The organism is Idiomarina solivarensis (assembly GCF_033052755.1).
GTDB lineage: Bacteria > Pseudomonadota > Gammaproteobacteria > Enterobacterales > Alteromonadaceae > Idiomarina.
Window position 1 is genome coordinate 23,151 of record NZ_JAVFHZ010000008.1, and the last position, 18,643, is coordinate 41,793.

Below are 18,643 nucleotides of genomic sequence, written 5' to 3' on the forward strand. Positions count from 1 at the left end.
AGGGTAAAGCGTTATGTCACTGCATAGCACAGAAGAAATTATCGAAGACATTCGTCAGGGTAAAATGGTTATCCTGATGGACGACGAAGATCGCGAGAACGAAGGCGATATTATTATTGCAGCCGAATGCGCAACGCCTGAGTCTATTAATTTTATGGCCCGTTATGGTCGTGGACTTATTTGCCTGACACTGACAGAAGAACGTTGCAAGCAACTCAACCTGCCATTAATGGTGGATAAGAACAACGCACCTTATGCTACAAACTTTACTGTTTCTATTGAAGCGGCAGAAGGGGTGACGACTGGGATTTCAGCAGCCGATAGGGCAAAAACGGTGTTGGATGCTGTAAAGAAAGACGCTAAGCCAGAAGATTTAGTGATGCCCGGCCATATCTTTCCGTTAAAAGCCAAGTCCGGTGGGGTACTGAATCGTGCAGGTCATACCGAAGCGGGATGCGATCTGGCGCGTTTAGCCGGGTTTGAGCCTGCGTCTGTTATTGTGGAAGTGCTGAATGAAGACGGCACCATGGCCCGTCGTCCGGATCTTGAAGCCTTTGCACAAGAGCATGATATTAAGGTCGGTACTATTGCCGATCTCATTGAGTACCTTTCCATACGGGAAAAAACCGTAGAACGAGTAGCTGAGTGTGACCTGCCTACTGCCTTTGGTAAGTTTCGGTTAATTACTTATCAGGACACTATTGATCAGCAGGTGCATTATGCGCTGGTTCACGGAGATCTTTCGGAAGACAAAGCAACCAATGTAAGGGTTCACTTACAGGATACCTTCCACGATACCTTTCTGACCGAACGCGCTGCTAAGCGTAGCTGGCCAATTCAAAAGGCTATGTCCTATATCGCTGAGCATGACGGGGTGTTGGTGATTATTGGTCGTCAGCAAACAGCGGACAACATTATTGCTCAGGTGCGAGAATTTGAAGCGCAGGACAGAGGTGAGCACAAACCGACAGCATCAGCATCGAATGCGTCTCGTAACGTTGGTTTAGGCTCTCAGATTTTGGCGGATCTTAACATTCATCAAATGCATTTAATGAGTTCGCCAAAACGGTATTCCGCGTTGTCTGGTTTCGGTTTGGAAGTGGTCGACTTTATTGAAGATAAAGATTAAAAAGTATAACGCTTCTGAAATTCATTCAGAAGTGCCTGGTGAGTTGGTGTGGCAATACCCTCTGACTCACCGGCGCTAATCAAATAGCCGGTTAATTGCTGTATCTCAGTACGACGATGCTGCTCAACGTCTTGCAGCATGGACGAATGGTTCAATGCAGTTTCCTGGGCCACACGAATAACTTCCTGGTAACAACCCTCTACTGTCAGCGGTATTTTTTTTTGCTTGGCCAGAGAAACCGCTTCTTCAACAAGACGATAAATTTGCGATTGCCATTTTTGCTCCAGTAATTCACCGTTGGGGCATTGGTTAATGGCCGTTAGCGGGTTAATAACGCTGTTAATAACAAGTTTTAGCCACCGTCTTTCCGTGAGATCGTTCTCAAAATGCATTGGCGGAAAAGCGTGTTGTAAAATTGAGCCATATAGCGGGATCTGTGGTGTTTTCGCTACTTCCAGCCAACTGCGGCCGACACCCCTGTGCTCTATGCAAATGCCCCCATTTTCATCTTGGCTTTTGACCGCACCGTGAGTGGTCACCATATGGTGTAAATTCAGTGTTTGTAATGATTTTGGTAATACCACCATGCCATTATGGCTCAGTACAATGGGCATGGATTTGCGAAAGCCGTCGAGTTCCGATATTCGCTGTAATGCATCAATAACGTCAAAGGCCTTAACCGCAACAATAAAAATGCTATTAGCGGGCAGCGGAAGTTGGACAGCGGTAGCTCGATAGTCACGAGTTGCATCAGAGCGGATAACTCGCCAGTTCAGTTCGCGAGGTGCAGTATGACGGGGCAGCAGCGAAACGGTCTGGCTTTGTTCAAGTAAACCTCCGGCAATAAGCCCACCGATGGCTCCGGGGCCAAGTACCACCCAGTTCAGGTTATCCTTCGTCACGCTTTTTCTCCAGAGCTATTAACGGCTTACGTATTACCCAAAGAAAAATAAGGCTGGGAATAACCATCACAGCGGTAAGCACAAAGAACAGTGTCCAATTGCCGTTCATCGAATCGACAATAACACCACTGTAGGAGGAGAGCAGAGTTTTTCCTAAAGTTCCCAGTGAGGCCATGAGAGCATATTGAGTCGCGGTAAAAGTGCGGTTGCAAAGTAAACTGATAAAAGCAACGAAGGCAACAGTTGACCAGGCACTGGTAAATCCGTCAATTAAGACAGCACTTAAGAATAGGTTGGTGTCAGGACCGACCATGGCTATCCAGGAAAACATGAGGTTAGAGGATGCCATGGCCAAGCCACCCACCATTAAACCTTTAACAATGCCGACCCGCAAATTGACGAGGCTGCCAAGAAGGGCAAAAACAATGGTTACCCACCAGGTTACTAATTTAGAATAAGTCCCTATTTCTGCGTTGGTAAACCCAACTTCTTTATAAAAGACAATCGACATTCTGCCCAAAAAAGCTTCTCCTATTTTAAATAGGAAGATAAAAGCAAGAATTGAAAATGCCAATTTGACACCATTACGAGAAAAGAACTCTCCAATGGGCTGAATAACGGTAATACTGACTCTTTCTTTCATTGCCGGCCAGAAGTTAACCAGCTCAGTCTTTATCGTCGGATCTTGATGATAGGTGGTTCGCCGGACAAAAAGTACGATTACCGCCAATCCGAGCATGACGCAACCTAAACCGAAATAAGCATGTTGCCATTGCCACGTCACCCCATCGACAATGAAAAAGGGTAAAGCCCCTAAACCGCTGTAACCTGTCCACCAGCCAGCCGTTGTCATTGCCGCGCCTGCGTTTTGTAAGCGTCCCTCAGCTTCAGAAAATGACTCGATGCGATAAGCATCAATGGCAATATCCTGAGTGGCTGAACTAATCGCTATGCCCAGTGCAATTAGCCCAACAACATGCAGGTTGTTGGTGATATCGAGGCTGGCTAATGAGAAGCAGCCGCCGGCGATAAGCATCTGGCAGAGGAATATCCAGCTTCTTCTCTGGCCTAACCAGCGAGTCAGTAGAGGGAGCTTCAGATTATCAATGAGAGGTGACCACAAGAAGTTAATGGAGTAGGCACCAAAAACGGCGCCAAAATAACCAATAATCGATCGGGTGAGTCCAACTTCCTGCAGCCAGGCGGATAGTGCTGAGCCAATCATCACCCATGGGAAACCACTGGCAATGCCCAGCACAAAAATAACCCATACGCGCGATTGACGGTAAACTTGCAGGTCTTGCCAGAACGTCGGCTTCACTGATTTCATTCGCTCTAGGGTATCACTTCAATGCGTTGTAAAACAGGTGGATTAACCGGTACATCGGCCCAGCCAATCTCATCACTGAATGGTTGAGACTCTATTGCCGCCATGGCCTCCAGCACATCCAGACCTTCAACGATATGTCCAAAAACCGTATACCCCCAGTCGCCCTTGCCAGGGTCAAGTGAGGTGTTTTCATTTAAGTTAAAGAAAAACTGACGGGTAGCTGAGTGGGGCTCGCGTTCACGGGCCATCGCGATGGTACCGTATTCGTTTTTTAAACCGTTACCCGACTCATTCACAATCTTTTCAAAGACCGGTTCGGGTTGAAACTCCTGGTTGTACCCACCGCCCTGAATAACGAAGCCCGGGACCAGACGATGGAATATGGTGTTGTTATACTGTGCTTTTTTTACATAGCGAAAAAAGTTTTTAACGGTTATCGGTGCTGCGTCCCGGTTTAATTCAACCACGATATTCCCCATTGATGTCACCATCTTGACGCGTGGGAAGGGGTTGTCTGGCTGGATTTCGGCATAGCTCAGGTTAATAAATAAAACAGCAATAATTGCCGAAAAATAACGTAGCCATTTCATCTTTAAAAGTCCTCTTGTTCCGGTAACCGCAGTTTAGGATCTTTCGCAATATCCGTCAGTACTGAGTTTAACAGTTGCTTGAATTGACGCTCGATGGTGGCCTGAGCCGGCTTCATCGCTCCGGAAGAGTTGTAGGTTCCGGAGTAAAAGTTGCTATAGCGGCGATTATCACGAGTGGCTTCTACCCGAAGAGTGATGTTGTGTTCGAGCTCGTATTTCAAGGTATGTAATTCTGCTTCGATAAGCGCTTTTTCAATAGTGACATACCAGGTGAGTCCGGTGTTGCTGTATGAGCCGGTCACTGGTTGTAATGCTTCTTCAACGATACTGGTTAAAGGTTGCTGAGGTGCTGCAAATACCGCTTTGTCCTGCTTTTTCTTATGACGGTATAAGTAGGAATACGTGCGTTTATCCGCAACCTTTAACTGGTTAACCTGAGTATTTAGTGTATCAACAACTGTGTTGGCACTAATGATCAGTGGGTCAGGCTGACTCTGGCAAGCGCTAAGAATAAGTGTAAAACTTACGGCAACTAATGTTCGAAACATGTGAGTTATCCTTTTTTCTGGCAGTCATTCACCTGACGTCGATTCGTGCTATTATACGGTGAAACGGTATTGTCATAAAACACCCTATCATTATGCCGATACTAGCCGACAGAAGTAAAAGGTTTTGCCGTGACTAAATTTGCTGAAATTACCGGTTGGGGAAAGTGTCTGCCGCCGGCTGTAATGACCAATGATGATCTTGCAACCTTTCTGGAGACATCCGACGAATGGATTGTGTCGAGAACAGGAATTTCCGAACGACGAGTGAGCCATGTCGGTACCTCCGAGTTGGCTACTGTTGCTGCGCGGAATGCGCTGGCAGCCGCAGACTTAGATCCAAATGAATTAGATTTAATTATTGTGGGCACTTGTACTGCCGATGAAATTATTCCTAATGTTGCCTCTGCAGTACAACGAAATATTGGCGCAAAAGATGCCGCGGCATTCGATTTGAACGCTGCCTGTAGTAGTTTTTTATATGCTATGCACGTTGCTACGCAAGGGATAAAAACAGGTGCGCACAAAAAAGTATTGTTAATTGGCGCTGAGCGACTAACTCGTATTCTTGATTGGACCAAGCGTGAAAGCGCGGTGCTGTTCGGTGATGGAGCTGGCGCTATGGTGCTGGAAGCATCTGATGAAGAGGTTGGTCTTTTGGCTAGCCACATTAGTTGTGATGCGGATGCGCGCGATGTCCTGAGTCTTGATTTTGGCTTGAGCTTTGACCGGTTCGGCTTTGACGGCATTATGCAATTTGATTTTGTCGGTCAGGAAATTTTCAAACGGGCTGTGAAAGGGATGAGCGCAGCCGTCGAAAATGTTTTCCAGCAAACTGGCATGACAACCAACGATATTGACGCGCTGATCCCTCATCAGGCAAATAAGCGACTCATCGACTTTCTTGGCAAAATGTGTAAAGTGCCGAGTGAAAAAACCGTGATCAACATTCAGAATTATGGGAATACGTCTTCAGCCACGTTACCTATCGCTTTTGCTGAAGCGGCTGACAATGGCATTATCAAACCCGGCGACAGTATTATGTCAGCGGTCTTTGGTGGAGGGCTGACCTGCGGGGCAGGGCTGATTAAATGGGGGCAAAGGGTAACACCTAAGCGGCCTAACCAAATGGAATTGCCAGCTGGCGATAAAACAGCCCTGGAGTTAATTGTTCCAATGCACGAAGCGACCAAAAAAGCGTGGAAGAATCGCGGTCAGTCGTAGATGACGGGAGGCAGACTTTGAGTACTGAAGAGCTTGTTCAAATTTCAGAAGATAATGGTATTGTTCGGATACGGCTGAACCGACCGGAAAAGAAAAACGCCTTCACTCAGGACATGTATACCGCCTGCAATGAGGCGTTAAAAACGGCGGATAAAGATAACTCGATTCACGCGGTACTTTTCGAGTCTAGCGGCGACAGCTTTTCCGCCGGTAACGATTTAAACGACTTTTTATCGATTGAAAACTTAGATGAGTCGGCACCACCATTTCAGTTTCTTCATACGTTAGCTCGCGTTGAAGTGCCGGTAGTAGCGGCTGTTAATGGTCTGGCTATTGGTATCGGTACCACGCTTTTGCTGCACTGTGATATTGTCTATTGTAGTGACGATGCCGTCTTTGCGTTGCCTTTTGTGCAATTGGGGCTGCTACCCGAAGCGGCATCCAGTTTATTACTGCCGCAAATTTGTGGTTATCAGAAAGCGGCAGAATTATTGTTATTAGGCGAAAGTATCGACGCGCAGTCGGCTCAACAAGCGGGATTCGTTAATCATGTCTCTTCTGTTGAACGCTTGCCGATTGTTGTGAATGAAACGCTTGATAAGTTACGTAAGCAATCAAGCAAGTCGCTAAGAGTCTCCAAACACTTACTAAAACAGCCTGCTGAGTCTGTTGCTGACCGCATTAGTCGGGAAGCGACATTTTTTGCTAAAGCGTTAAGCTCTGACGAAGCGCGTCAGGCAATCGCGTCAAAGCTGCAGAAAAAGTAAGCAAAAGGTTCACTGCGGGTTGTGTCAGGCGGGCAACTGGTTCATAATGCAGCCCGCTTTGAATAAAGCGTTTATGGTGACTCTGCGGGTCCCCTCGCAACGCTAACTGGTGAACCCGGTCAGGCCCGGAAGGGAGCAGCCGTAGTCAGGGATGTGTGTGCCGAGGTGTGGCTGGTAGAGTCGCCACCCAAATTTTTATTAATCGCCGTCCGGGCGTTTTCTCCCCTTAAGAAACTCTAATGCTTCCGTTATTGCTTTGTGCACTTGCATTTCCATGTCTAACCGTTTGGAAGGTGGCAGGAAAAAAGCCATATCCACTTCGTGACGAATGTAGCGGGGAGGCAACTGATTAAGCACTAAGCAGCAAAGGTCAGAAAGAAACTCCTGATTGTACTGCTTTTCAAGCTCAAGCTCTTCGACCCGGTCTGCAACTAAGCGTTCGTAATAATTGTGAATGTCATCGTCAAATTTCATCTACGCCTCCTTCTCCTGATTGTCATCAGTATAAACATAATAGCCCGCTCTGAGTAACTGAGCATGTGCTCTTATTAAACGAGTTAAGTTGCGCTGGTAACCGCCCCCAATGACAGCGGCCAGGGGAATTTCATGCTGCTTAGCAAAGCTTAGTACAGAAAAATCCCGTTGAAAAATGCCCGCCAGACTAATGTTGAGATGACCCAGTTCGTCGCGCTGATAAATATCGACGCCGGCATCGTATAGAATGATGTCAGGTTTAACTTCTTTCCTTATAAATGTCAGAACTTCACCTAAAGCACTTAAATACTCACGGTCAGAAGTGTTTTTACTCAGCGGTCGATCTAAATCAGACTTTACTTTAGAGAAAGGAAAGTTTCGTTCTCCATGAAGTGAGCACGTAAAAACTCGACTGTCTTTCTCGAATAGCGTTGCAGTGCCGTCACCTTGGTGAACATCGGTGTCTAACACGGCCACCTTTAAGTGTGGATATTTTCGTAAAATCTCGTTACAAGCTATGGCTAAATCATTGAGTAAACAAAAGCCACTTCCCCAGTCTTTGTGCGCGTGGTGATAGCCGCCGGAAAAGTGTATTGCAACACGGTGAGTTAATGCCAGCTCCATTGTTCGGAGCGTTCCACCGGCCGATGTGAGGGTGCGTTGTAATAATTGTTCTGACCAGGGGAAGCCAATTCGGCGCCATGCGACCTTATCGAGGCTGTTGGTACTCAGCCTGGTCAAGTAATCGGTACAATGCGTGCGTGCAACTTGTTCCCAGTTAACGGGCTCTGGCGTGTACCACTGACTCGCTTTTGCACCATGTTTTAGTGCCCAATCTTTCAATAGACGATATTTTTCTATTGGATAACGATGCCTGGGCGGTAAGTCTAGTTGACTGTATAAAGGTGAATAAACAAAAGGAACTTCAACCTTCTTCATAGCGACTAATCTTCTTCTCTAAATTATCGATAGCCATCTGGCAGCGATTCAGGCGTTGTTGAGCACTGTGAATAAGGGTAGGGTTATTGTTGTTTACCGCGTTGTCCAAGTTTTCTTTTAGGCGCCTTTCATAGTCTCGATATGTGACCAGTTGTTGGTGCATTGATTGAAGTTGATTTTGGGCTGTAATTCGATGGTCTTGTTTTTGACTGGGGAGCTTATTTGCACGGAAAGCGGTGTTTAGTGCTTCGAGTTGAGCCCCTAACTTTTCCGCAAGATATTGCTGCGCTGCTTGATTTTGACTATGTTGAAGCTGTTCAAAAATCCGCCTGGCCTCCATCACATAATCAACGGCAAGATTTGAGCGTTGGTTAAAAAGGGATGTGCTGAACCAATTTTCGCTCAGCTCACGCTTTTTCTGTCGGTTTTCGCCGTCAATATGCTCCGCACGCGCTATTAAAGTCGTTAGTAGCTGCTCAATATGTTGTATTGACGTTATATTTAAAATCTCTTTCATGCCTTTATAATAAAGGAATTTGGAACTTAGGTCACGAAATAGGGTCTGTCATTACATATAGGTTAATAAATTAGTTGTTTAAAAAACGTTGAAATTAGAAAGTCAGTGTTGTTAGAAGATCAAAAAGTGATACTATTCTAGCAGGAGTAATATTCAAAGTTAGGTAGGAAAGCACCTAAACTGGGGTATGAAAAGAGTTGACGACAGGATGTTGTCCGAGAAAATATCTGGAAATTACACAGCTCCAGATCCGTGTTCTACACTGGATATAAAACGACAGTTATAGCGCGGTTGACTCGGTTTACTTGGTTGACAGCGTATAGCCATCGTGGGAGTATTCTTTGGTATTGCTGCATTTCTAGCAATAGCAATCGCATGTAGAACTAGATCTTTTCGTCATTCAAACAACTGGTGTTTCGCGCCTTAGGCGTTGAAGCGGAAGTTAAGTCAAATTGGTTGGGAACTATGACCAAAGTAATTAAAAGAACCAAACTCGCTGCAACCCTTATGGGTGTGATGGCGTTTGCTGGCACCGGCGTAGCCGCTGCACAGCAAGTAGACGTAGCAAAGCTACAAAACGAAGAGCAACAAATCCTGAAAGCTGGTGCTCAGTCTCAGGAAAAAATTAACTCTTTGTTTGAGCAGAGCCAGGATCTTCTCATCGAGTATCGCTCAGTTGTAGCTGAGTACGAGAACTTGAAGATGTATAACGATCACGTTCAGCGCTTGGTTAACGACCAGGAAGCAACGCTGGATTCACTGCAGAAGCAAATCGATGGTATCGAACGCACTAAGCAGGGCGTCGTTCCACTAATGTATGAAATGATCGATGCGCTTGAGCAGTTTGTGAAGCTGGATGTGCCTATCCATCGTGAAAAGCGTATGGAACGTGTTGACGGTTTACGCGACACCATGGGCAACTCTAACGTTTCTACATCAGAGAAGTTCCGCCAAATCATCGAAGCTTATCAAGCGGAAATGGATTATGGCAGCATGCTAAATTCTTATCAGGGCAACCTGGAAGTTGACGGTGAACAAGTTGCTGTTGATTATTTCCACATGGGTCGTGTTGCGTTCTTAGCTCAGTCTTTAGACTTACAAAATGCTTGGATCTACAACGACGATACCGATGAGTGGACTGCTTTGGAAGACGAGTTTATCCGTCCTCTGACCCAAGCGATTCGTATGTCACGTAAGCAACTTGCTTACGATCTGGTGAAACTTCCAGTATTCGCAGCGGAGAGTGCAGAATGAATAAATTAGTTAAATCGTTAATGATTGCAGCAGCAGTCACCCTTTCTGCAGGTACGACTCTCGCTGCACAAGCTCAGGATAACACCGAAGCTAAAAATCTTGATGAGCTGATGCAGCTTGTTGAGAAAAACCGTGTCAGTTCTCGCCAGTTAAATGCTGAACGTGAACGTGAGTTCACCGCAGCGCGTGCCGATAAACAAGCTTTGTTAAATCGTGCTGAGCAGCAACTGAAAGAAGAGAAAGCTCGTGGTAAACGTTTACAGGAAGAGTTTTCTGAAAACGAAGTTAAGTTAGCGAACAAAGAACAAGAACTAGAGAACGCTAAAGGTACTCTGGGAGAAATGTTCGGTGTTGTTCGTGGTGCTGCTACAGAAACCATTGGCCGTATCGCAACTTCAATCATCAGTGCGCAATATCCAGGTCGTGAAGACGTTCTGGAAAGCCTGTCAGAAGCAAAAGAACTTCCTACTCTGGAAGAACTTGAAGAACTTTGGCAAGCACTGCTAACTGAAATGGTCGAATCAGGCAAGGTTGTTCGTTTTAATACCGATGTTACGTTACTTGACGGTGGTGTCGAAAACCGCGAAGTGATTCGTCTTGGTACGTTCAACTTAATTTCAGGCGATGAGTACCTGATATACAACGATGTAACCGAGCAAGTTCAGCCGTTACCTCGTCAGCCGGAAGGTGGCGCAACCAGCCAAGCGCAAGAGTTTTACAACACAGAAAGTGGTTATGCAGGCGTATATCTTGATCCGTCTAAAGGGCAAATCTTAAGTCTGTTGACTCAAAAAGCGACTATGATGGAGCGTTATCATCAAGGTGGCACTGTTGGTTACGTTATTACCGCAGTATTAATTCTGGGTCTGATAATCTCTGTTTTCAAACTGGTTACATTGACTGCAGCAGGCGGAAAAATTCGCTCTCAGTTGAAAAATGTAGGCCAACCTAAAGACAATAACGCCTTAGGCCGTATTCTGAAGGTTTATCAGGAGAACAAATCTGCTGATGCTGAAAACCTTGAGTTAAAACTGGACGAAGCGATTTTACGCGAAACTCCGCGAATTGAGAGTGGCATTAACGTCATCAAGATTCTTGCGGCTATCGCACCACTGCTTGGTCTGTTGGGTACGGTTGTTGGTATGATTGGTACTTTCCAGTCTATTACACTGTTTGGTACCGGTGATCCGAAGATCATGGCAGGCGATATCTCTATGGCGTTGGTGACAACAGCTATGGGTCTAATTGCAGCTATTCCATTGATTTTGGCTCACAGTATTGTGGCTTCTCGCGGCAAGTCTATTGTTCATATTCTGGACGAGCAGGCTGCGGGTATCGTAGCTGCGCATTCGGAGAAGGAGTAACCCATGCTTTACCTGATGGAACTTTGGGAATCTATCAGGGATTTTCTGGCTACCGGTGGCGATGTTTTGTTCATCGTCATGGGGGTGCTCTTTCTAATGTGGGTACTGATGATTGAGCGTTATTGGTACCTTATCGGTGCGTTTCCAAAACTTCGCGACGATATTATCGCTAAGTGGGACGCCCGTAAGGACACCACCTCATGGTACGCCCATAGAATCCGTGAAGCATGGATCTCCGAAGCGAACGATAAACTGAATGCACGTATTCTGTTGATTAAAACTTGTGTTGCCTTATGCCCACTCGTGGGTCTATTGGGAACAGTAACTGGTATGATTACAGTGTTTGAAATCATGGCAGTACAAGGGACGGGTAACCCTCGTCTGATGGCATCGGGTATTTCGATGGCAACAATCCCGACAATGGCGGGCATGGTTGCAGCATTATCCGGTATGTTCTTCGCTACACGCCTCGAGAGCAGAGTGCGCAGAGCGAAAGAAGGCCTTGTTGACAGTTTGCCACATCACTAAGAGAGTAAAACTATGGCACGTAATCGTAATCGAGAAGAGGAAGATGCGTCGATCGACATGACGCCGATGCTCGACATCGTCTTCATTATGTTGATCTTCTTTATCGTGACGACCTCGTTTGTTAAAGAAGCTGGTATTCAGGTCAATAAGCCTGAAGCGAGTCAGGCGACAAAAGAACCGTCGGCAAACATCTTTATCGCAATTCGCGATACGGGTGAAGTCTGGATGGATAAACGTCAAGTGGATGTTGAGCGTGTAGGAGCGAACATAGAACGTATGTTAGCTGAGCAGCCAACAGACATTGTTGTTATCCAGGCAGACAAAGAAGCTGAGCATGGTCGCGTCGTCGAAGTTATGGACCAGGTTAAGGAAGCGGGTATCGATAAGATATCCATAGCTGCGGAGAATAACTAATATGGTGCGCTTTTTAGTATCTTTACTACTAGGTGCCGCCGTTACGTTTGCTCTGTTTGCTTTCATGGCTTACTTAATCGGTGGAGGGGCGAAACGTAATGAAGCGCCGCCTCCAACGCCGGTTATTGACATCGTAACGTCGCCACCAGATTCAAACGTTCAAGAGCGTCGGCGTACTCCGCCGCCGCCACCGCCGCCGCCTGAGCAACCACCTCAGCAACCACAGTCTCAGCCTGATACGTCAGATGCGAATCTGAATATGAATATGGGCTTTGATGTGAATGTTGGTGGAGCTGATACTGGACTATCTGGTCCGGGTGGCATGCTAAACAGTGATGGCGATGCAACGCCAATTGTTCGTATTGAGCCACGTTATCCGCCATCAGCGGCCAGAAATGGCACGGAAGGTTGGGTGCAACTGCGCTTTACTATCACTCCGCAAGGTGGTGTGACGGACGTTGAAGTCATTGACTCTGAACCTCGTCGAGTATTTGATCGTGAGGCTCGTCGCGCCTTATTGCGCTGGAAGTATAAGCCTAAGGTTGTTGACGGTAAGCCTGTCAGTCAGGAAGGCATGACGGTACAGCTCGACTTTTCAATGAGCGGGGACTAAGAAATGAAATATACAGCAAAAGCATTTGTTAGTGCCCTGGCCTTTATTTCGGTCATGTTGACGACCTCGGTGCCAGCGAAGGCACAGGATCTTGGTTTCAATATTCCGGATAAAGAGACCGTTGAGGCGCAGAAAAAGGCTCGTGAAAACAAAGCCGCATCTCAAAGTATTGGTCGAGCGATAATGGATGCGTTTGAACTGTATGAGCAGGAAAAAATTAAGGAAGCGATAGCGGTTCTTGAAGAACAAGATCCGGAGCCGGGATACGACTCTGCCTATTTGGCTCGTTTCCTTGGTAACCTGTATGCAGCTGACGAACGTATGGGTGACGCTCTTCGTATCTTAAAAGATGCCGTTGACCAGAATGTACTGGGCTGGAATGATCAAGCAGCAGGATTGAAACTGGTAGGGCAAATTAGTCTACAAGAAGAAAAGTACGAGCAAAGCCTTGAATACCTAAGAAAGTGGGTTCAATTCACAGGTCAGCGCGATGCTGGAGTCTTCGAGTACATGGCTAATGCGCATTATCAGCTGAAAAACTTTGCGAAGATAATTCCTTTTGCCAGAGCTTCTATGGCAGCTTCTGAAGAGCCGAATAAAAACATCTACAATCTTATGATGGCGTCTTATTACGAACGTAAAATGTATTCAGATGCTATTCGGATTTTGGAAGAAGGCTTAAATAAGCTTCCTGAAGTGACGAGCTGGTGGCCCCAATTGGCACAGTTCTATATGTTAGAAGAAAACTACGGAAAGTCTCTTCAAACCATGGAAGTTGCGTATTTGGCCGGATACCTTGATAAAGAAAACCAATACAAAATGTTGGTGCAACTTTATGACAATGAAGGTATTCCTTACAAAGCTGCAGCGACTATGGAAAAGCATATAGAAGCGGGTGATATTGAAGACACCGCTAAAAACTATGCGACAGTAGCGAACAGCTATCACAGAGCTAAAGAACTTGAAGAAGCGGTTGCTTGGTATGGCAGAGCCGCAGAATTAAGTGATGATGCAGAAGACAAGGGTGAGTACTACCGTAAGCAAGGCGATTTAATGATTTTAAACCAGCAATATATCGCAGCAACGGATCCTTTGAAGAAAGCGTTAGACTTTTTAGCTCGTGACGAAGAAGGTCGTATTTATATGTCATTAGCAGAAGCGTATTTCTACGGAGGTGATTATCGCCAGGCAATGCGTTATGTTGATGAAGCCGCGACTTTTGACGGACAGCGTCGCAGTGCTCGTAGTTGGAAAGGCTATATTCAATCAACTGCGAAGAGGAAAGGCATCGAACTTGATTGATTGCTTTTTGTTCTTACTGCATAGTAAAACCCGACCTTAGTGTCGGGTTTTTTGTTTTATCAGGGGGCATAATGAGAGCTAATTCGGCAGGTCTTGGATTAAGGAATGAGTTAGTTGATGCGGCACTTGCTGGCGACATAAATGCTGATTTTCTAGAACTCGCTCCGGAAAACTGGATCCCGTTTAAAGGGAAGCGTTTAGAGACGTTGGCTAAAATTGCTGAAAACTACCCACTAACCACTCATGGGCTGTCTTTGTCTATCGGTAGTCAGGATCCTTTAGACATTGTTTTCTTAAATGATCTAAAACAGTTCTTAGCAGAGTTTAAAGTGGATATTTACAGTGAGCACCTGAGTTATTGTTCCCATAACGGGCAACTGTATGATTTACTGCCGATACCTTTTACGCAAGAGGCTGTTTCTTATGTCAGTTCTCGAATTTTGGATGTTCAAACTCACCTTAATCGGCCCTTGATTCTTGAAAATGTCTCCTACTATGCCAGCCCCGCTCCTGAATTGACTGAACTGGAATTTATCAAGAGAACGCTCGAAGCTGGCGACTGCAATCTCTTACTGGACGTCAATAATGTGTTCGTGAACAGTGTTAATCATGGTTATGATCCTTATCAATTTATCGAGGACTTACCTTCCGAACGAATTATTTATGGGCATATCGCTGGACACCATGAGGAATACGATGATCTTTTCATTGATACCCACGGTGCAAAGGTAAAAGATAAAGTGTTTGAATTGCTTGATTACGCCTATCTGCATCACGGGGTTTATCCAACTCTATTGGAGAGAGATTTTAACTTTCCCTCTCTGGCAGAATTAAACCAAGAGCTAGAACAGATAAAAGCGATACAAGCACGCTATGAGTAGCCAAACACTAAAGCAAATTCAGAACCGCTTCGTAGAGCAGTTGAAGACACCAGAAAAGGCGGTTGAAGAAACCTGGCTTAAGGATATTGAAGGTCGTCGTCTTGCCATCTACCAGAGGCTTCTGCGCAATAACCTTTTTCGTTTTATTGATAATGCTTTCCCGGTACTTAAAAAGCTGTCGAGAGAACAGGCCTGGTCAGAAGTAAAAGAGCGATTTTTTCGTAACTTTTCATCTCAGTCTCCTTACTTTACCGGTATAGCGGAAAGTTTCGTTGAGTATTTGAGAGAGCATGACGAATTATTTGTTTTCGCTGCGGAGCTTGCTCACTATGAGTGGGCTGAGATAGCCGCAGAGCAAAAGGCGTGGCCTCAGAACTATACGTGTTTTCAACAACCGCTTAATGAGAATCATATCGTTGGGCTTAATCCGACAGCGATAGTGGCTTCATACGAGTATCCCGTTGATGAAATAGGCTCTGACTTCCAACCAGAAAAGCCACTTACGGCACCCCGGTTTTTAGTTGTTTTCCGCGATACGGCGAGTAGCGTTCGTTTTATACGCATAAATGCTATGACCTATCTGTTGTTAACGGAGCTTCAAAATAGCAATGGAGTGGTATTAAGAAATTTTTTGCAACGACTACCTGAATTGCTTCCCCAGTGGCCTGCAGAACAACTGCAACAGGGAGCATTACAGACGTTACAACGTTTTTCCGAGCAGCAATTATTAATAATGGTAAAGAATTGATTTCAACTTTTATCGTTGTGGAGGATCGAGTATGATCAGCACCGATTTCACTGAGAGGTAAAAGTTATGTCATCAGGAACCTTTAAGGAACCCGCAGGGAAAAGATTTTTGCTTATAGCTGTTGGCTTATTTTTAGTTGCCGGCTGTTTGCCATTAATATTGCGCTTAGTACAAATACTTTCTGCTTAAATAAATCCTCATTAACTATCAGGTAAGCGACATTTATGTCAGTCACTTTGCTCGTTGTCGAGGATAAAGACAAAACTCTTGAGTCTATTTGCCGCACGATAGAACCGCTTGGTTTCGATGTGACCATCGCACGTGACGGGCTGGATGGCCTAAGTAAGGCAAAACAAACGTATTTTGATATTGTCCTGCTTGATCACAAAATGCCGGTTATGGATGGCTTGTCTTTATTGAAAAACTTACGTGATTTAGAAGCCTATCACCACAGCCCATTATTATTTATGTCAACTCAAGACATGGTGGAAATAGAGCCTAAAGCGTTAAAAGCAGGAGCGACGCAGTGCCTTGCGAAACCTCTCCAGGAAGACTTTCTTCTTGATACGTTAAAGGCATGGGCTGTTCGTTTTGTTGCTTAATAAAAGGGTAAGACATGGATTCAACTGTAACTGACATCCGGGACGCCATTGGTTCTATTAAGGACTATCCCAAACCTGGCATCATCTTTCGTGATATAACGCCTTTATTGCAAAATACTGACGCTTTTCAGTTAGCTATTAATACGTTAAGGCAACGCTATAGCGGGCAAGGCATAACTCAAATCGCAGCAATTGAAGCGCGAGGTTTTATTTTTGGTTCTGCATTAGCTTACGCAATGGGCTGCGGACTCACGCTTTTACGTAAGCCAGGAAAACTGCCTGGCGAAGTTGTAAGCCAAAGCTACCAGTTAGAATACGGTTCGGATGAACTGCAAATGCATCAAAACGCACTCACGGAAAATGACCGGGTGTTGATCGTCGATGATCTGCTCGCAACGGGCGGAACCGTTGTTGCAGCAAACCAACTCATTGCGTCCTCCGGAGCCGAGGTTATCGAAGCGGCTTTTGTCGTGTCGCTGCCTGAGTTAGGTGGTGAAGATAAATTGCAGCAGAGTGGCGTTGCATGCTATACCTTATGTCAGTTTTAACTAGACAGAGTCAAGAATCGGCCTTATGAGTTATCAGGTACTGGCAAGAAAATGGCGGCCTTCACAATTTGCAGAAGTTGTGGGGCAACAGCATGTTCTGAAACCGCTTGAGCATGCGCTTGCTAAGCAGCGGCTGCATCATGCCTACCTGTTTACAGGAACCCGGGGAGTGGGGAAAACCACGATTGCCCGTATTCTGGCCAAAGCACTTAACTGTGAGCAAGGTATTACGGCAACTCCATGTGGGCAATGCAGTGCCTGTCTTGAAATAGAGCAAGGACGATTTGTCGACTTGCTTGAAATAGATGCCGCATCAAGAACAAAAGTTGAAGATACCCGGGAGTTACTCGATAACGTTCAGTATCGTCCAACCCGAGGTCGTTACAAGGTGTACCTTATTGACGAAGTACACATGCTGTCGCGGCACAGTTTTAACGCCTTGCTTAAGACCCTTGAGGAGCCGCCGGAGCACGTAAAGTTCCTATTGGCGACGACCGATCCTCAAAAGCTTCCTGTCACTATTCTGTCGCGTTGTCTGCAGTTTAACTTAAAAGCTTTGTCGAAGGATGACATTAGTCAGCAGCTTGATTATGTATTGGCGCAGGAGCAAATTCAGGCTGATGCTGAGGCTCTGCCATTGCTGGCACGATCTGCCCGCGGCAGTATGCGCGACGCCCTGAGTTTGACTGATCAAGCCATTGCACAAGGTGGCGGTTCGGTGAACATTGACAGTGTCAGGCGCATGCTGGGCAATGTTCCTGTTGCGGATATTGCGGCATTGCTGAACAGTGTTCTCGAAGGCGATGCAGAATGGGTCATGCAGCGGGTCGATGGCATGGTATCCATGGTTCCTGACTTGAGCTCTGTGCTGGTCGAGCTGCAAAGCTTGTTACACCAACTGGCTCTGGTTCAGCAAGTTCCGGGAGCTGCGAATTCATTTGAAAACAGCGACGTACTTAAACCGTTACTACGGCGTATGCCTGCCGAATTGATTCAGGTTTTCTATCGCATTGTACTAGAAGGTCGCCGGGAGCAACCTTTTGCTGTCGATGCTCGCAGTGGGCTGGAAATGACCTTACTGCGTTTATTGAGCTTTCGGCCGGCTGAGAGTGTGAGCCTTGACCATAATGATATTGCAGAATTAGATTCATCTCAGGCTAATGATATTCCCTCTTCGGAATTGACTGACTTCGAGCAGGAAGTGCCACAACCTGAGCCTCAGCTCGCAGAGCCTGAACAGCCTGAATATCCGGTAGAGCCAGAAACATACGATAATGAGCCGCCTTCATATCATACTGGAGAGCAGAAAGAGGAGCCGGCTCAATACGATTCCTGTGTCTCTGATCTGCTGCGCGTTCGTGAGCAATTAACTGAAAAAAAAAATCTAAATAAAGACAGCCAGACAGTAGAAAAACCTGCGGTTGATGAGAGCATCAATACGCCAGCCCCGCAACCAGAACCAGAACCAGAACCAGAACTAATAGTAGCAACTGAAACTACCTCAGCCTCAGGTAACAATCACGACGTGTTTCCTGAGTTAAATGATGATATCCGTGAAGCTGCTGAAGTGGATAAGTGGAGTGCTATGATTGCGGGGATGGACATTTCCGGTTTGGCCCGCCAGGTCTTATTAAACTCAGAACTCCAGAAGATGGGTGGGGATGAGTGGTTAATATTGGTTGCAGAAGAACAGAAAAGTTTATTGAACGATTCGACCAGTCAGGCCGTCAGAGAGTCTTTATCTGAATTATTAGGGCCCGGCGCTAAGGTCGAGTTTACTATCGGCGTACCGACTCAGCCAACGCCTCTTATGGTGCAACAACACATTAATGAGTTCCGGCATCAACGTGCTTGCCAAATATTACAAGCCGACGAGGGTGTACAGGAATTACAGCAACGGTTTCAAGCGCAAATTGATGAGTCATCAATTCAGGCGCGTTAATTTTTGAGAAGCTTAAACGAGGAATAAAAT

At 45.9% G+C, this 18,643-nt stretch carries 21 protein-coding genes and 1 other RNA gene; 15 read left to right on the forward strand and 7 right to left on the reverse strand.

The features are described 5' to 3' along the window. The first annotated feature begins 13 nt into the window (after positions 1–13). The gene (ribBA, locus tag RBK99_RS12185) at positions 14–1,129 is read left to right on the forward strand and encodes a bifunctional 3,4-dihydroxy-2-butanone-4-phosphate synthase/GTP cyclohydrolase II (RefSeq protein WP_317504874.1); all 1,116 of its coding nucleotides are present in this window, start codon (positions 14–16) and stop codon (positions 1,127–1,129) included. Here the strand turns inward: ribBA and RBK99_RS12190 are convergent. From RBK99_RS12190 to RBK99_RS12205, 4 genes are read right to left on the reverse strand one after another with little or no spacing between them, the layout of a single operon-like run. Continuing rightward, positions 1,126–2,031: a ketopantoate reductase family protein gene (locus RBK99_RS12190; RefSeq protein WP_317504875.1), complete on the reverse strand. Its 906-nt coding sequence runs from the start codon at positions 2,029–2,031 to the stop codon at positions 1,126–1,128. The genes ribBA and RBK99_RS12190 overlap by 4 nt on opposite strands. Beyond that, the gene (locus RBK99_RS12195; protein WP_317504876.1) at positions 2,018–3,361 is read right to left on the reverse strand and encodes an AmpG family muropeptide MFS transporter; all 1,344 of its coding nucleotides are present in this window, start codon (positions 3,359–3,361) and stop codon (positions 2,018–2,020) included. Before RBK99_RS12195 ends, RBK99_RS12190 begins: the two co-directional genes overlap by 14 nt. A gap of 5 nt (positions 3,362–3,366) precedes the next feature. After that, positions 3,367–3,951: a peptidylprolyl isomerase gene (locus RBK99_RS12200; protein ID WP_317504877.1), complete on the reverse strand. Its 585-nt coding sequence runs from the start codon at positions 3,949–3,951 to the stop codon at positions 3,367–3,369. A 2-nt stretch (positions 3,952–3,953) separates the two neighbouring features. Then, on the reverse strand, positions 3,954–4,499 hold the full coding sequence (locus tag RBK99_RS12205) for a YajG family lipoprotein (protein ID WP_317504878.1): 546 nt from the start codon (positions 4,497–4,499) through the stop codon (positions 3,954–3,956). A gap of 129 nt (positions 4,500–4,628) precedes the next feature. Between RBK99_RS12205 and RBK99_RS12210 the strand changes: the two genes are divergently transcribed. The 3 genes from RBK99_RS12210 to ffs all read left to right on the forward strand — a co-directional run bounded on the left by RBK99_RS12210 (position 4,629) and on the right by ffs (position 6,667). Then, positions 4,629–5,720 carry a ketoacyl-ACP synthase III gene (locus RBK99_RS12210; protein WP_317504879.1) on the forward strand — a complete coding sequence of 364 codons (1,092 nt, stop codon included), beginning with the start codon at positions 4,629–4,631 and terminating at the stop codon, positions 5,718–5,720. Positions 5,721–5,737: 17 nt separating this feature from the next. Further along, entirely contained in the window at positions 5,738–6,487 is a 750-nt protein-coding gene (locus RBK99_RS12215; protein ID WP_317504880.1) for an enoyl-CoA hydratase-related protein, read from the forward strand. 83 nt (positions 6,488–6,570) lie between these two features. After that, positions 6,571–6,667, forward strand: an RNA gene (gene ffs / locus RBK99_RS12220) — signal recognition particle sRNA small type. Between the two features lie 18 nt (positions 6,668–6,685). Here the strand turns inward: ffs and RBK99_RS12225 are convergent. The 3 genes from RBK99_RS12225 to RBK99_RS12235 are packed head-to-tail and all read right to left on the reverse strand — an operon-like array spanning position 6,686 to position 8,417. Then, entirely contained in the window at positions 6,686–6,961 is a 276-nt protein-coding gene (locus RBK99_RS12225) for a late competence development ComFB family protein (RefSeq protein WP_317504881.1), read from the reverse strand. Beyond that, complete coding sequence (locus tag RBK99_RS12230) at positions 6,962–7,900, reverse strand: histone deacetylase family protein (protein WP_317504882.1); 939 nt, start codon at positions 7,898–7,900, stop codon at positions 6,962–6,964. Then, on the reverse strand, positions 7,887–8,417 hold the full coding sequence (locus tag RBK99_RS12235; protein WP_317504883.1) for a primosomal replication protein: 531 nt from the start codon (positions 8,415–8,417) through the stop codon (positions 7,887–7,889). The genes RBK99_RS12230 and RBK99_RS12235 overlap by 14 nt, the downstream gene beginning before the upstream one ends. A 465-nt stretch (positions 8,418–8,882) precedes the next feature. Between RBK99_RS12235 and RBK99_RS12240 the strand changes: the two genes are divergently transcribed. From RBK99_RS12240 to dnaX, 11 genes are all read left to right on the forward strand, one after another. Further along, positions 8,883–9,671: a DUF3450 domain-containing protein gene (locus tag RBK99_RS12240; RefSeq protein ID WP_317504884.1), complete on the forward strand. Its 789-nt coding sequence runs from the start codon at positions 8,883–8,885 to the stop codon at positions 9,669–9,671. After that, positions 9,668–11,035 carry a MotA/TolQ/ExbB proton channel family protein gene (locus tag RBK99_RS12245; protein ID WP_317504885.1) on the forward strand — a complete coding sequence of 456 codons (1,368 nt, stop codon included), beginning with the start codon at positions 9,668–9,670 and terminating at the stop codon, positions 11,033–11,035. The genes RBK99_RS12240 and RBK99_RS12245 overlap by 4 nt, the downstream gene beginning before the upstream one ends. Positions 11,036–11,038: 3 nt before the next feature. Continuing rightward, positions 11,039–11,563, forward strand: a complete 525-nt coding sequence (locus tag RBK99_RS12250) for a MotA/TolQ/ExbB proton channel family protein (RefSeq protein ID WP_317504886.1) — start codon at positions 11,039–11,041, stop codon at positions 11,561–11,563. 12 nt (positions 11,564–11,575) lie between these two features. After that, positions 11,576–11,977 carry an ExbD/TolR family protein gene (locus RBK99_RS12255; RefSeq protein WP_317504887.1) on the forward strand — a complete coding sequence of 134 codons (402 nt, stop codon included), beginning with the start codon at positions 11,576–11,578 and terminating at the stop codon, positions 11,975–11,977. Position 11,978: 1 nt separating this feature from the next. Next, complete coding sequence (locus tag RBK99_RS12260; RefSeq protein WP_317504888.1) at positions 11,979–12,590, forward strand: energy transducer TonB; 612 nt, start codon at positions 11,979–11,981, stop codon at positions 12,588–12,590. Positions 12,591–12,593: 3 nt separating this feature from the next. Continuing rightward, positions 12,594–13,892 carry a tetratricopeptide repeat protein gene (locus tag RBK99_RS12265; protein ID WP_317504889.1) on the forward strand — a complete coding sequence of 433 codons (1,299 nt, stop codon included), beginning with the start codon at positions 12,594–12,596 and terminating at the stop codon, positions 13,890–13,892. A 71-nt stretch (positions 13,893–13,963) separates the two neighbouring features. Beyond that, complete coding sequence (locus tag RBK99_RS12270) at positions 13,964–14,773, forward strand: HvfB family MNIO-type RiPP peptide maturase (protein WP_317504890.1); 810 nt, start codon at positions 13,964–13,966, stop codon at positions 14,771–14,773. Beyond that, positions 14,766–15,521: an HvfC family RiPP maturation protein gene (locus tag RBK99_RS12275; RefSeq protein WP_317504891.1), complete on the forward strand. Its 756-nt coding sequence runs from the start codon at positions 14,766–14,768 to the stop codon at positions 15,519–15,521. Before RBK99_RS12270 ends, RBK99_RS12275 begins: the two co-directional genes overlap by 8 nt. Positions 15,522–15,745: 224 nt before the next feature. Next, entirely contained in the window at positions 15,746–16,123 is a 378-nt protein-coding gene (locus RBK99_RS12280) for a response regulator (RefSeq protein ID WP_317504892.1), read from the forward strand. Between the two features lie 14 nt (positions 16,124–16,137). After that, positions 16,138–16,671, forward strand: coding sequence for an adenine phosphoribosyltransferase (locus RBK99_RS12285; RefSeq protein WP_317504893.1), 534 nt, complete (start codon positions 16,138–16,140; stop codon positions 16,669–16,671). A gap of 25 nt (positions 16,672–16,696) precedes the next feature. Then, a complete protein-coding gene (gene dnaX / locus RBK99_RS12290) occupies positions 16,697–18,613 on the forward strand; it encodes a DNA polymerase III subunit gamma/tau (RefSeq protein WP_317504894.1) in 1,917 nt (638 codons plus the stop codon). Positions 18,614–18,643 lie beyond the last annotated feature (30 nt).